This window comes from Pseudomonas sp. Pseusp3 (assembly GCF_047304225.1).
Lineage (GTDB): Bacteria > Pseudomonadota > Gammaproteobacteria > Pseudomonadales > Pseudomonadaceae > Aquipseudomonas > Aquipseudomonas fluorescens_CD.
The window spans coordinates 15,384-28,859 of sequence record NZ_JBGLYV010000073.1 but is presented as its reverse complement, the minus strand read 5'-3'; the positions used below and the strand labels follow the sequence as shown (position 1 = coordinate 28,859).

Sequence of the window (13,476 nt, the reverse complement as noted above, 5' to 3'; positions counted from 1 at the left end):
TCCTGGTCCCGGGCCAGGCGCGAGCGGCTGACACCGGCGCTGGCATCCAGGGTCGGCATCCGCTCGGCGTCAGCTGCAGAAGCGGCAGCGTTGGCCTGATGGGCACGGGCGTCGGCAATTTGCATGTCCGGGCTGTCGCGCAGGGCCTCGCGGATCAGGCCGTCGAGTTGCGGGTCGCCGAGGCTTTTCCACCAGTCGCTTTTCGGCCAGGCGGCCGGCGACAGGGTCACGCCACCAAGGGATTGCCCGGCCTTGAGGCTTTTCGCGTCGAGTTTGACACCTTCGGTCTTCAGGCCGCTGTAACTGGCGCAACCGGCCAGGCTCATGGCCAACAACACCAGGCCAAGGCCGGTACGCAAGGGTTTACTGCTCATTTGTCACCTACACGCAGCAAGGTGATCGGGTCACCGGCTGCCAGCAAAATTTTCTTCAGGATCAGCTCCAGGGTTTTCAACTCTTCCGGAGTGATGGCACCGGCCAGTTCATTCATGGCTTCGGCGCCGATGTGCGGCAACAGCCCGGCGAGCTTCTGGCCCTCTTCCGTGAGTACAAGCTGCACCTGACGGCGATCCGCGTCGGAGCGTTGGCGGGCAAGGAAACCTTTCTGTTCCAGACGATCGAGCATGCGCGTCATCGAACCGCTGTCGAGGGACAGGTGGCGGCACAACTCGCCCGGCGAGTCGACGCCGTACTGGGCCATGATGATCAACACCTTGAACTGCGCGGCGGTGATGCCGTGGGGTTCCATGCGGGTGTCGAGGATCCGGTCCTTGAGCAGCGCGGCACGTCCGAGCAACAGGCCGAGATGGCAATTGTGGAAATCGTCTGGAGAGAAATGTTTCATCTGACCACCAGTTAGCTGCCTAGGCAGTGAATGTATGTCGAGATGTTACTGCCTAGGCAGCGAATGTCAACGTAATAGTTAGCAGGCTTGGTAAATAGTTGACCGGTGGTTTCGGGTTTTGTGGTCATAGACGGATGTCACCGCTTTTCTGACCTTATTGTTGATGGTGTACATATCCATTGCTGCGGTAACGGCGACTATTGGTTCCGCTCTTACAGCGGGTTACTTGGAAAAGCGGAGCGCCGCCCGCCCCCAAGTAATCAAGGGTTCTTGCCCCTGACGTTCGGCCTCACGAGGGGGCAAGAAGATCAACAGCCAAAGCCAAAGCGAGGCGGCCTACCGGCCGGCCTGATCGCAATTGAACGCGTTTCCCTGTAGGAGCGAGCTGGCTCGCGAAAAACGCCAGGACACCGCGGGCATTCAGGCAGCCCGCGTCATCGTTGACGTCCATCGCGAGCAAGCTCGCTCCTACAGGACCGAGCGTTAGCTCGCCTGCCGCTCTTGATCTTGATCCACCCGCCCCCTCGGCAGGCCTCGTTCCGGTGTTCATCCGGGGATAGGCGCGCAGCGCCGTGCGGCGCAGCCGCACACATTGCAGGGAGGTGCAGCGAAGCAAACCGTAGAACAATGCCCCCGGATGAATGCCGGAGCGAAGGAACCCCGAGCCTAAGCGAGGGGCCGGACGTTCGGGGCGAGCGTTTTTTTGCTTACTTTTTTTAGGCGCTTGTAAAAAAAGTGAGTCGCCGTCAGGGCGAAACCCTAAGTCGCCGTTGCCGAAGAAACGGATATGTACACCGCAAACAAAAGACAGGCTATCAGGCCGCCTGAGCAGGCAAACCGGATTGCCGAACCGCCGCTTGATTGAGAATTAGAAGTCCCGCTTGTAAAAGATGTCCAGCGAACTGGCCACGCCGCCGGCGGCTTCGAGGTAGACCTTTTTGCTCAGCTTGTAGCGCAAGGCAATGGTGTTGGCCGGTTCGAACACGCCAACGCCATAGCGCAGGCTGAGCTTCTCGGACAGGTTGCCGCTGGCCACCACACTGGTGGTGGTGCCGCTGCCCTGGGTGTCGAGCTGGAAGTCCTGGATCCCCAGGTTCTTCGCCAGATCGCCAGTCACCCCGGCACTGCCCATCAAGCCCAGACCGAGGGCCGCCTGGGCGAGCATGTTGTTGTCTTCGCCGTTGCTGCTCAGCGGACGCCCGAGCACCAGATAAGACAGGGCCTGCTCCTGGCTCATGGCCGGTTCGGAGAAGATCTGTGTGGTCGGCTGCTCGGCGCTGCCACTCAAACGAATGCCGGCGATGATGTCGTCAGTCTTGCGAATGGCCTCGATGTCCAGGTACGGCTGGTCGATGGGACCTGCAAACAGCAAGCGTGCCCGGCGCACCGAAAGCCGCTGGCCGTAGGCGCGATAGCGACCGTCGTTGAGCCACAGCTCGCCACGGGTGTCCATGTTGTCGCCGATGTGCACATGCCCCTGCACATTGGCCGTCAAGCCAAACCCGGCAAAGCTCAGCTTGTCCTCGCCGACCAGCACTTCGATATCCATCCTCATGGCCAGCGGCGGCTTGCCCTGCTCGGTTTGCTGCCCGACGATCACCGTGTCATCGGAGACCTTGACCGTCGACGGCGGCAACTCGCGAATGGTGATCTCGCCTTTGGGCACCAGCACTTTGCCGGCGATGGCCAGTTCGTCGCCCTTCATCGAAATCTTCAGGTCCGGTGCGACTTCAAGCTTGGCGTAAGGCTCGACGGTGACCGGCAACTGCGTCCCCTTGAGCGCCAGATCCACCACCAGCGCCTGACCCCAGGCGATGTTGCCGTTCAGGCTGCCCTGCCCGGCCTTGCCGCTGTTCCAGCCGCCATTGAGCTGTACGCTTTCACCGGAGATCAGCGCTTGAACGTGCAGGTTTTGCAGCTCCATCGGTAGCTCGGGCCCGGCCACCACGCCGTCGCTGAGTTGCAGGCTGCCATTGACCTGCGGCGCCAACAGCCCACCGGAAATCGTGCCACTGCCATTCAGGCGCCCGGCCAGCTTTTCGACCATTGGCACAAACGGCCGCGCCACCGACAGGTCCAGCCCGTTCAAGCGGAACGAGCCGCTTAGCGGTTTGTTCTTCGGCAACGGATTGAGCTGCGCCTGCACCATCAGTTCACCGAGTTTGCCACCGACGAAATCAAGTTCGGTGTCGATGCGTTTGGGCGTGAGTTTGCTGGTGAGTTTCAGGGTCTGGTACGGGAAGTCCAGCCACTGGTCCTTTTCCTTGATGCGCAACGTGCCGCCACCGGCATCGACGCTGATCTGGCCATTCGGGCCACTGGCCGGCAGGTCCAGTTGCAGGTCGGCATTGAGCCGGCCCTGCCAGGCGAAATCCTTCGGCAACCACTGCGCGAGGCTGTCGATCGGGAATTGCTTGAGGTGATAACGCAGCTTCGGCTCGGGCATCAGGCGCGAGTCTTCACCGCACAGGCTGGCCTGGCCGGACGCCCAGCAATGAGCGCCGAAGTTGATTTTGCCGTCCGCCAGGCGTTCGAGTTTCGCCGGCCCTTGCAGCTTCCAGTCCTGGCCACCGGCCTGGATATCACCGCTGGCCAGGCGTCCGCGCCAATTGCCTTTGTCCAACGTACCGTCCAGGCCCAGGGCCAGTTTCAGCTTCGGCCCTTGCAGGTCGAGGCTCAGCTTCTGGTTTTTGATGTCGCCCTGGCCGCTGGCGGTCAGCGTTCCCAGCGAGGTGTCGCCGGCCCGGATGCCGCTGCCCTTGAGGTCGATTTTCGCCCGTTGCGCACTGTCCAGCGTGGCGTCGAGGTTCAGGCTTTGCAGGCGATTGTCCTGGAAGGCCAATTGCGAGCCTTGCAGGTCAAGCTTGCCTTGGGGCGCCGTGAGTGTGCCGGCGACATCCACGCGGCCATTGAGTTGGCCACGCAGTTGCGGCCAGAGCTGGGCCAGGTGCGGCAGCTTGAGATCGATCTGCCCGGCGAGTTTCTGTTGCAGGCTGCCTTTGCCGCTGATGCTGTTATCGCCGAGGCGAACTTGCAGGGCGTTGAGGTTCCATTGCTCACCACGGCCATCGGCCTTGGCCTGGATCACCGCCGGTTGACCGCGCAGTTTGCCCTTGAGGTCCAGGTCTGCATTGAGGCTGAGCGTTTCGTTCTTCATCTCGCCCTGGCTGCGCAACGGCCCGGCCAGCGTGCCCGGCAGCTCCGCAACCCAGTACGCCGGGTTGATCGCCGACAAGTCCAGCGCGGTGTCCCAGGCAATGCCGTCGGCGAATTGCAGGTTCAAGTGCCCCTCGGCCTTGCCCTGCCCGGCCTGGAGTTGAATCTGTTGCAGGTAGATTTTCGTCAGGTCGCCCGCGAACGGGCTGGCCAGGGTGAAAGCGCCGGCAGGACCATCCGCAGCGGCGTCAAAGTGACCGAGGTATTTGCCGTCGGTGTAGGACACCTCGCCGTTGAAGCGGCGCAACGTCACCTCCGGCTCGTCGATCACCGGATAGAGCCGGTGCCACGGGAAGTCCAGCCAGTCGATCTTCGCCTCGGCGCTCAGGCCTTTGCTCCAATCCAGCTGCCCGGTGAGCTTGAGGCTTTGCTTGTCATTGGCGGTCAGGTCCAGCGCGGCGATCTGCGCGCCGCTGGCGTCGACCTTGCCTTGCAGCGCCAAGGCGACCGGCCCTTGCTCGGCGGGTAACGTGGCTTTGCCGAGCAGCGCGTAGCCGCTCTTCAAGTCACCGGCACCAGTGAGCTCAAGCTGATTGAGTTGCAGGGTGTCCGGCAGATCGGCACCGGGCTTGAAGCCATCGGCGGTGATTCGTACCTTGGCCGGCAGGTTTTCCACCAGCGGTTTCAGTTCGCCTGTCAGTTGCCCGTTGAGGTAACCGCTGCTGTCGGCTTTCAGGTTCAGGGTTTTCAGCAGGTCGCCGTCGATCTTCAACGCCAGCGCCAAGGGCTCGGGTGTCGACAACAAGGTCAGTTTGCCTTCGGCGCTGAGCGGCCAGTTACCGCTCGGTTGCAGCAGGCCGGACAGACTCAGGCTCAGGTCTTCGCGCTGTAACGATGCAGAGTCGATTTGCAAACCGGCCGTCGTCCAGTGCGCCGCGAGTTGCAAACCCTTGAGCTCTTCGCTGCCGTTGAACAACAGGCTGCCGACCTTGATCTCTCCAAGTTCGATGGCCAATGGCAACTTCAGTTCCGGTAGCGTGATCGGGCCGCTGCCCGGTTCTTCTGCACCCGGCGGGAAGGTCAGGCTGACCTGACCGGCCTGCAATTGCTCGACGCACAAGGTCATGCGGGTCAGGCACAGCGGCGACCAGGCAAAAATCACCTGGCTCAGCTCGACCCGGTTGTTGTCCTGTTGCCACAACACCCGGTCGGCACTCCATTGCCCGCCCAGCCGGCCCTGGAAGTTGTCCAGGGTCAAACCCGGTACGAAGCCCAACGCCCAGCGGCTGCCCGTCGCCGTGCCCAACACCGTGGCCAGCGTCAGCACAACCAGCATCAACAGCGCCGCCATCGCCAGCAGCGTTACTTTCAAACCACGCTTCACAGCTCAGGCCCCATGGAAAAGTGCAGTCGAATACCACCATCGTCGTCCAGCGCATGCGCCAGGTCGAGGCGGATCGGCCCCACCGGCGATACCCAACGCACGCCGATACCGACCCCGGTCTTGAGGTTCGGCAGTTCGAGTGTATTGAATGAGTTGCCCTGATCGACAAAGGTCGCGATCCGCCATTTTTCGGCGATGGAATACTGATATTCCGCGCTGGCAGCCACCATGTAGCGGCCACCGATGCGGTCACCGTCGGAGTTTTCCGGGGACAGGCTCTGATAGTCGTAACCGCGCACACTCTGGTCGCCACCGGCGAAGAAGCGCAACGACGGCGGTACCGATTTGAAACCGTTGGTGGCACTGCCGCCGACCTGCACCCGCCCGAGGAAGCGATGGTTGTCGAACACCGTGGTCAAGCCTTTGACCAATGCCGTGCCGTAGATCAGGTTGCTGTCGGAACCCAGACCTTCCTTGGCCACTTTGCTTTCGAATTGCAGGCGATAACCGTTGTGCGGGTCGATGCGGTTGTCGCTCTTGAGGTATGAGTAGCTCACACCGGGCATCAGCAAGGTACTGAGTCCCGAGTCGTCACCCAGTTGGTAATCCTCGCGCTGCCATTTCAGCGACACCACCCGTTGCCAGCCGCTGGGCAATTTGCTGTGCCACTCGGGGCCAAGGGTCAGCAGCTTGCTGTGGGTGTCGGTGCCCGCGATGTCCTCATTCTGATAGCCGCCGGCAAAACGCAGTTTGTCCGTCAGCGGTGGGTCCAGCGGAATGTCGTAGAACAGCCCGACGTTTTGCCGTGGCGCCGAGATCTCGGCCTCCCAGCCGTAACTGTGCCCTTGCGCGTTGACCCAGTGCCGGGTCCAGTTGGCCTTGGCCCGTGGGCCGACGTCGGTGGAAAAACCCAGGCCCAGGCCCATGGTCCGTGGCTTGCGGGTTTCAAGCTTTACGTCGACCGGGATCGCATCGTTCCTGGACGCCGTGGGTGCCGCGTCCACGCGCACGCCTTCGAAGTAACCGCTCGATTGCAGGTTCTGATTGAGTTCGGCGATCAGTTCCGAGTCATAGGGCGTACCGGCCTTGAAGGGCACCATGCGCTGCAGCAGCTCGTCATCGAACGGCGTATCACCCTGGAAACTGACTTTGCCCAAGGTATAGCGCGGACCACTTTCATAGATCAATTCGATATCGGCGACGCCGGCCCGTGGGTCGACCGACAGTTTTGAACGAGTGAAACGGCCGCTGAAAAAGCCATAGCGCGAAGCCTGATTCTGGATCAGGCGCTTGGCGTCCTCGTAGCGGCCATGATTGAGTACGGCACCGGGCTTGAGCGCGTCGCTTTTGGGGACTCGAAAGGACTTGAGGGAGGCAGCCGGACCGTCGACACGCACCGTGACATTGCGCAGATGCACCGGTTCGCCGGGGTCGACCTTCAACACCAGGCGCGGCGTGTCGCCACCCTTCACCTCGCTGTCGATCTGCGGCTGGTAATAACCCAAGGCCTGGGCGGCCTTGCGCGCCTGTTCTTCGGCGCCACGGCCGAAGCGCAGCAACGCCTGTTCGTCGCGATCGCCGAGGCTGCCGATATAGCCTTCTATATTGGCCTTGAGCTCATCATTGGACGGTTTGACACGCACATCCAATTCACTTTGTGCCAGCGCCGCGCAGCTGATCATCAGCATCAGCACACCGCTGGTATTTCTTCCTGGAAACTTCATAGGCGCGGATGCTATCACGAGCTTGAGAGCGTGATAGAGCATGACTTCCCCGGAAAGTTCTCGGTTCAGGCCGATGCGGTGTGCAGCACCTGAGGATTGGGGTGAAAAAACACGTGCTCGCGAACCGGTCCTACGGCGACCTCGCCGATTTCCTCATAGCCCTGACGCTTGTAGAACTCCAGATAACGCGGATTGCCGGTGTCGAGAATTACCCCCTGTGAGTTTTCATCCACCGCGCACCAGTTGTGCACGGCCTGCAGCAACTGCTCGCCGAAGTGTTTGCCCTGGAACTGCGGATGTACCCCCAGCAATGGCAGGACGTGCACCGAGTCGTTCGGCACGCAGGCCTCCACGGCAGCGTGATATTCGAGGTAGCGACGAGTACAGCGAAACCCCGTGCTGAGCACCATGCGCAGGCGCCAGGCCCAACTTTCGGTGATACCAAGACGACGTTGCGGCGGTGCGATCAGGGCGATGCCGATCAGGCGGTCGTTGACCAGCAGGCCGATGGCCGGCAGGTCCTGGAGAAAATGCTGGTTCACCAGTTCGCGCACGGTGGCGCGAACCCGCTGTTCGTAACCGGGGCGCTCGGCTTCGAACAAATAGCCGAAGGTCGGCTCATGTCGATACGCCTGGTACAGCAGCGAACGCGCTTCGCGGGCGTAGCCGCTGTCGAGCATGTGAATATCGGCAATGGCGGTCGAGGTTTCGGGCATGACGGTCGATCTCCCCGGCACAGCTCGGAAGGCTGCGCTCTTGTTGTTACGAGCTGATTGGCACTGACACAATTCCTTACAGATCCGAAATCAGTGTAGGCAATGAAATCGCCTTTGCTTTTGTGGGAGCGGGCTTGCTCGCGAAGGGGCCATCACTGCCCACATAAAGCTGACAGGCAAAACCGAATCCCCTCACCCCACACTGGCCCGATTCCCCCATGTCAGCTAGCATCGCCCTTTTGCCAGGACTGCCGACCATGAAGATCGTCTCCTTCAACATCAACGGGCTGCGCGCCCGTCCCCATCAGCTGGCGGCGCTGATCGAAAAGCACCAGCCCGATGTGATCGGCCTGCAGGAAACCAAGGTCCACGACGACCAGTTCCCTCTCGAGGAAGTCAGGGCCCTGGGCTATCACGTGTATTTCCACGGGCAAAAAGGCCACTACGGCGTCGCCCTGCTCTCGCGCCAGGAGCCGCTGGCCCTGCATAAAGGCTTCGCCACCGACGAAGAAGACGCCCAACGGCGCTTCATCTGGGGCACCTTTGCCGACGCCAACGGCGTGCCGGTGACCATCATGAACGGTTATTTCCCACAGGGCGAAAGCCGCGACCACCCGACCAAATTCCCGGCCAAGGAACGCTTCTACAACGATTTGCAGCTATTGCTGGAAAGCCAGTTCAAGAACGACCAGCCACTGGTGGTGATGGGCGATGTGAACATTTCCCCGGAAGACTGTGACATCGGCATCGGCCCGGACAACATGAAGCGCTGGCTGAAAACCGGCAAATGCAGCTTCCTGCCCGAAGAGCGCGAGTGGATGGCCCGCCTGAAAAACTGGGGCCTGGTCGACAGTTTCCGTCACTTGAACCCGGACGTGACCGACACCTTCAGCTGGTTCGACTACCGCAGCCGTGGCTTCGAAGACGAGCCCAAGCGTGGCCTGCGTATCGACCTGATCCTCGCCTCCCACGGCTTGCTGCCGCGGGTTAAGGCCGCCGGGGTGGACTACGAACTGCGCGGCATGGAAAAACCTTCGGACCATGCGCCGATCTGGCTTGAGTTGAGCTGATCTCTGACGGTTGCATTAATTCCCTGTGGGAGCGGGCTTGCTCGCGAAGGCGGTCCTACATTCAACATCGACATTGAATGTTATGGCCCCTTCGCGAGCAAGCCCGCTCCCACATTTGCAAAGTGTCATTTTTCGGAAACCTTACTGACTTAATCTCCCGACACCTCCTTTGGCTATACAAGGTGCCGGCATGATGCTGCGCGTGTTGTTCCTGTTGATGCTGTGCATGGGCTTGCCGCAGGCAGGCTCGGCCGGCGACTTGCCGACACCCGAACACGGCCCGGTGCTGCGCATTCAGGGTTCCAATACCATCGGTGCGGCATTGGGGCCGGCGCTGGTCGAGGGGTTGTTGAGCGCGCAGGGCCTGCGCAGGATTCACCGCGAAACCCCGGACACCGCCAACGAACTGCGCATTGTCGGTGAAACCGCCCAGGGCCGTCGGATCGTGGTGGAGGTGGCAGCCCATGGTTCCAGTACCGGTTTCACTGCGCTAAAAGCAGCCCGTGCCGATCTGGCCGCCTCATCGCGCCCGATCAAGGACAGCGAACTGGCCAGCCTGCAGTCCCTCGGTGACCTGAAAAGCCCCAGCGCCGAACAGGTCATCGCCATCGACGGCCTGGCGATCATTCTTCACCCGGACAATCCGCTGAATCAACTCGACACCGTGCAACTGGCGCGTATTTTCAGTGGCGAAGTGAAGACCTGGGAAGACATCGGCGGCCATGGCGGGCCGATTCATCTGTATGCACGGGACGATCAGTCCGGGACCTACGACACCTTCAAGGAACTGGTCCTCAGTAATCGTGGGAAAACCCTCGGCAGCGCGGCGAAGCGCTTCGAGTCCAGCGAACAACTGTCCGATGCGGTCAGCGCTGATCCACAAGGCATCGGTTTCATCGGTTTACCCTACGTGCGCCAGGCCAGGGCTGTTGCCATTGTCGACGGTCAATCGCAAGCCATGCTGCCGCTCAACAGCCTGATTGCCACCGAAGACTATCCGCTGTCCCGCCGATTGTTCTTCTACCTGCCACCCAACGAAAAAAATCCCTGGGCCAATGCCCTGGTGGCCTTTGCCCAAAGCGCTGACGGTCAAGCCATTGTGGCCGCCAACGGATTTATTGCCCAAACCGTCCAGGCCATGGCCGTGACGCCCAATGCGTTGATGCCCGAGGGTTATCAGGCGCTGAGCCGTCACGCGCAACGGTTGTCGGTGAACTTCCGCTTCGAGGAAGGCAGCGCCACCCTGGACAACAAGGCCCGACAGGACCTGTGGCGGGTGCTCGACTATATCAAACAGCACGGCAAGGCCGAGGGACAGGTCACGCTGGTGGGGTTTGGCGATGCCAAGAGCGACCCGGCGCGCGCCGATCTGTTGTCGAAACTGCGGGCCATGGCGGTACGCCGGGAGTTGGTGAAGAGCGGCGTGGTGTTTCGCGAGATTCGTGGATTCGGTGCCGAAATGCCGGTGGCGGCCAATAGCGCCGATGAAGGAAGGATCAGGAATCGACGGGTTGAGGTTTGGGTGTATTGAATCTGATGTTGCTGCATTGAAGGGAATGACGCCTTCGCGAGCAAGCCCGCTCCCACATAATACCTGTGGGAGCGGGCTTGCCCGCGAATGGCAACACCGCGGTCTTAATGCCCGCTACGCATCATTTCCTTCGGCACGTACTTGCCGATCTCGAACTTGCCAATCGCCGCACGGTGCACTTCATCCGGGCCGTCGGCCAGGCGCAGGGTGCGCTGCATCGCATACATGTAGGCCAGCGGGAAATCGTTGGAAACCCCTGCCCCGCCATGGATCTGGATCGCCCGGTCGATCACTCGCAACGCAACGTTTGGCGCGACGACCTTGATCTGCGCGATCTCGCTGCGGGCCACTTTGTTGCCAACCGTGTCCATCATGTACGCCGCCTTCAGTGTCAGCAGGCGTGCCATGTCGATCTCCATCCGCGAGTCGGCGATCTTGTCGACGTTACCGCCCAGCCGCGCCAGGGGTTTGCCGAATGCCGTACGGCTCACCGAGCGTTTGCACATCAGTTCCAGCGCACGCTCGGCCATGCCGATCGAACGCATGCAGTGGTGAATCCGGCCCGGGCCAAGGCGACCTTGAGCAATTTCGAAGCCACGGCCTTCGCCCAGCAGGACGTTTTCGTACGGCACCCGGACATTTTCAAACAGCACTTCGGCGTGACCGTGGGGAGCGTCGTCGTAGCCGAACACCGGCAGCGGACGCAGGATTTTTACCCCGGGGGTGTCCACCGGCACCAGAATCATCGAGTGCTGGGCGTGACGTGGCCCGTCCGGATTGCTCAGCCCCATGAAAATCAGGATCTTGCAGCGCGGGTCGCAAGCACCCGAGGTCCACCATTTCTTGCCATTGATCACCCACTCGTCGCCATCGCGCACCGCACGGGCAGCCATGTTGGTGGCGTCGGAGGATGCTACATCCGGTTCGGTCATGGCGAATGCCGAGCGGATCTCGCCGCGCAGCAAGGGTTCGAGCCAGCGTTGTTTCTGCTCTTCGTTGGCGTAACGCACCAGCACTTCCATGTTGCCGGTGTCCGGTGCCGAGCAGTTGAACGGCTCTGGCCCCAGCAGCGAGCGGCCCATGATTTCCGCCAGCGGCGCGTATTCGAGGTTGGTCAGGCCGGCACCCAGTTCTGACTCAGGCAGAAACAAATTCCACAGGCCTTCGGCCTTGGCCTTGGCCTTGAGCTCTTCCATGATCGCGGTCGGCTGCCAGCGATCGCCTTCGGCGACCTGCCGTTCGAACACGGCTTCGGCGGGATAAACGTAGGTGTCCATGAACGCTGTCACGCGCTCGCGCAGTTCCTGAACCTTGGGCGAATAAGCGAAATCCATGAGCAAGATACCTTCTTGGGGGAGGTTGTTTAGATCATGCAATCGATGCTAGAACAGCGTTGATAATTTACCTAGCCTATTCTCGGCGTGTATTAACATTCATCACCGATATATGATCGACTGATCGTCACGGTCAGTCCGCCCACACAATAAGAGAGCCCGCGTAATGAATCTGAGCAAGGTCGATCTCAACCTTTTCATCGTCTTCGACGCGATCTACACCGAAGCCAACCTGACCCGCGCCGGGCAAATCGTCGGCATCACCCAACCGGCGGTGTCGAATGCGCTGGCGCGTCTACGCGAGACCTTCAACGACCCGCTGTTCGTGCGCACCGCCCAGGGCATGGTGCCGACGCCCATGGCCCAGAACATCATCGGCCCGGTGCGCAACGCACTCTCGCTGCTGCGCGTGTCGGTGCAGGAAAGCCGCATATTCAACCCGCAGCAGGCGGTCAAGACCTACCGCATCAGCATGACCGACCTCACCGAAGCTGTGATCCTGCCGCCGCTGTTCCAGCGCCTGCGCCGCCTGGCGCCGACGGTGATCATCGAAAGCTTCCTGTCCAAACGTCGCGAAACCACCAAGGAACTGGCCGCCGGACGCCTCGACTTCGCGGTCGATGCGCCGCTCAACACCGACCCGCAGGTACGTCATGTCAAATTGATGGAAGACCGCTACGTGTGCGCCATGCGCAAGGGGCATCCGCTGGCGGGCAAAGAGAAACTCACGCTGGATGATTACCTGGGCCTGACCCACATCCACATTTCCAGCCGCCGCAGCGGCCTCGGCTATGTCGACCTGGCGCTGGGCAAGATGGGCATCCAGCGCAAGATCGCCCTGCGCTCCCAGCATTACCTGATGGCCTCGCAGGTGTTGCAGCAGACGGACATGGTCATGACCGTGCCGGAACGCTTCGCCCGCCGCAACGACCTGCACGCCTTTTATCTGCCGGTCAACGATGTACCGCCGGTGGAAACCCACCTTTACTGGCACGAAAGCACTGACCAGGACCCGGCGAACCGCTGGATGCGCGAGCAGATGATCGAGTTGTGCCAGCAAGTGACGGCGCAGGAGAAAAAGCTCGAGAAGGTGTAGGGCACTACACCTGGTTATCGTTCTTCGCGAGCAAGCCCGCTCCCACATTTGGAATGCGTTCCCCTGTGGGAGCGGGCTTGCTCGCGAAGGGGCCGGTGAGAACACTGAAAAACCCTGCCCCTTGACGTAAACGTCAACCTGCCATTAGCTTAGCGCCATGACCTTTTGCGAGCGCGCCCATGAGCAGCCAGACCTACAGCATTTCCGATCTCGCCCGCGAGCTCGATATCACCACCCGCGCCATTCGCTTTTATGAAGAGCAAGGCCTGCTCAGCCCCGAGCGCCGTGGCCAGGAACGCATTTACTCGCCTCGCGACAAGGTCAGCCTGAAGCTGATCCTGCGGGGTAAACGCATCGGTTTCTCACTGGCTGAATGCCGCGAGTTGATCGAGCTCTACGACCCGTCCAGCGGTAACACCAAGCAACTGCACAGCATGCTGGCGAAAATCAGCGAGCGCCGTGAGCAGCTTGAGCAGCAGTTGCTGGACATCGAACAGATGAAACTGGAGCTGGACACTGCCGAAGAGCGCTGCGTGCAGGCGCTGGAGCAGACGCTCAAAAGCCAGGAATCGATTCAGTAAATCCACACCGCCCCCTGTAGGAGCGAGCTTGCTCGCGATG

General features: G+C 61.2%; 10 protein-coding genes. 4 read left to right on the top strand and 6 right to left on the bottom strand.

Annotation, left to right across the window (positions count from 1 at the left end):
* The 5 genes from ACCD00_RS21950 to ACCD00_RS21930 form a co-directional block, all read right to left on the bottom strand.
* On the bottom strand, positions 1-374 hold a 374-nt coding region (locus tag ACCD00_RS21950), incomplete at its 3' end, for a TolC family protein (RefSeq protein WP_413427508.1).
* On the bottom strand, positions 371-844 hold the full coding sequence (locus ACCD00_RS21945) for a MarR family winged helix-turn-helix transcriptional regulator (protein WP_008020670.1): 474 nt from the start codon (positions 842-844) through the stop codon (positions 371-373). The genes ACCD00_RS21945 and ACCD00_RS21950, both read right to left, overlap by 4 nt.
* Positions 845-1,712: 868 nt before the next feature.
* Positions 1,713-5,384, bottom strand: coding sequence for a translocation/assembly module TamB domain-containing protein (locus tag ACCD00_RS21940; protein WP_413427507.1), 3,672 nt, complete (start codon positions 5,382-5,384; stop codon positions 1,713-1,715).
* A complete protein-coding gene (locus tag ACCD00_RS21935) occupies positions 5,381-7,108 on the bottom strand; it encodes an autotransporter assembly complex protein TamA (protein ID WP_413427506.1) in 1,728 nt (575 codons plus the stop codon). Before ACCD00_RS21935 ends, ACCD00_RS21940 begins: the two co-directional genes overlap by 4 nt.
* Positions 7,109-7,173: 65 nt before the next feature.
* A complete protein-coding gene (locus ACCD00_RS21930) occupies positions 7,174-7,824 on the bottom strand; it encodes a GNAT family N-acetyltransferase (RefSeq protein WP_413427505.1) in 651 nt (216 codons plus the stop codon).
* A gap of 257 nt (positions 7,825-8,081) precedes the next feature.
* On the opposite strand from ACCD00_RS21930, the gene xthA reads away from it, so the two are divergent.
* Together xthA and ACCD00_RS21920 are read left to right on the top strand one after the other, a co-directional pair.
* Positions 8,082-8,894: an exodeoxyribonuclease III gene (xthA, locus tag ACCD00_RS21925; RefSeq protein ID WP_413427504.1), complete on the top strand. Its 813-nt coding sequence runs from the start codon at positions 8,082-8,084 to the stop codon at positions 8,892-8,894.
* 190 nt (positions 8,895-9,084) lie between these two features.
* Complete coding sequence (locus tag ACCD00_RS21920) at positions 9,085-10,425, top strand: substrate-binding domain-containing protein (protein WP_413427503.1); 1,341 nt, start codon at positions 9,085-9,087, stop codon at positions 10,423-10,425.
* A gap of 104 nt (positions 10,426-10,529) precedes the next feature.
* On the opposite strand, the gene ACCD00_RS21915 is transcribed toward ACCD00_RS21920, so the two are convergent.
* Positions 10,530-11,759: an acyl-CoA dehydrogenase gene (locus ACCD00_RS21915; RefSeq protein WP_413427502.1), complete on the bottom strand. Its 1,230-nt coding sequence runs from the start codon at positions 11,757-11,759 to the stop codon at positions 10,530-10,532.
* Positions 11,760-11,925: 166 nt separating this feature from the next.
* On the opposite strand from ACCD00_RS21915, the gene ACCD00_RS21910 reads away from it, so the two are divergent.
* Together ACCD00_RS21910 and ACCD00_RS21905 are read left to right on the top strand one after the other, a co-directional pair.
* A complete protein-coding gene (locus ACCD00_RS21910; RefSeq protein ID WP_008053617.1) occupies positions 11,926-12,855 on the top strand; it encodes a LysR family transcriptional regulator in 930 nt (309 codons plus the stop codon).
* A gap of 179 nt (positions 12,856-13,034) precedes the next feature.
* Positions 13,035-13,436, top strand: coding sequence for a MerR family transcriptional regulator (locus ACCD00_RS21905; protein WP_007980992.1), 402 nt, complete (start codon positions 13,035-13,037; stop codon positions 13,434-13,436).
* Positions 13,437-13,476 lie beyond the last annotated feature (40 nt).

What these genes read in the sequence shown, in the direction of transcription:
- ACCD00_RS21945 (WP_008020670.1), bottom strand. Translation starts at nt 844, where the DNA reads ATGAAACATTTCTCTCCAGACGATTTCCACAATTGCCATCTCGGCCTG.
- ACCD00_RS21915 (WP_413427502.1), bottom strand. Translation starts at nt 11,759, where the DNA reads ATGGATTTCGCTTATTCGCCCAAGGTTCAGGAACTGCGCGAGCGCGTG.
- ACCD00_RS21935 (WP_413427506.1), bottom strand. Translation starts at nt 7,108, where the DNA reads ATGAAGTTTCCAGGAAGAAATACCAGCGGTGTGCTGATGCTGATGATC.
- ACCD00_RS21920 (WP_413427503.1), top strand. Translation starts at nt 9,085, where the DNA reads ATGATGCTGCGCGTGTTGTTCCTGTTGATGCTGTGCATGGGCTTGCCG.
- xthA (WP_413427504.1), top strand. Translation starts at nt 8,082, where the DNA reads ATGAAGATCGTCTCCTTCAACATCAACGGGCTGCGCGCCCGTCCCCAT.
- ACCD00_RS21905 (WP_007980992.1), top strand. Translation starts at nt 13,035, where the DNA reads ATGAGCAGCCAGACCTACAGCATTTCCGATCTCGCCCGCGAGCTCGAT.
- ACCD00_RS21910 (WP_008053617.1), top strand. Translation starts at nt 11,926, where the DNA reads ATGAATCTGAGCAAGGTCGATCTCAACCTTTTCATCGTCTTCGACGCG.
- ACCD00_RS21930 (WP_413427505.1), bottom strand. Translation starts at nt 7,824, where the DNA reads ATGCCCGAAACCTCGACCGCCATTGCCGATATTCACATGCTCGACAGC.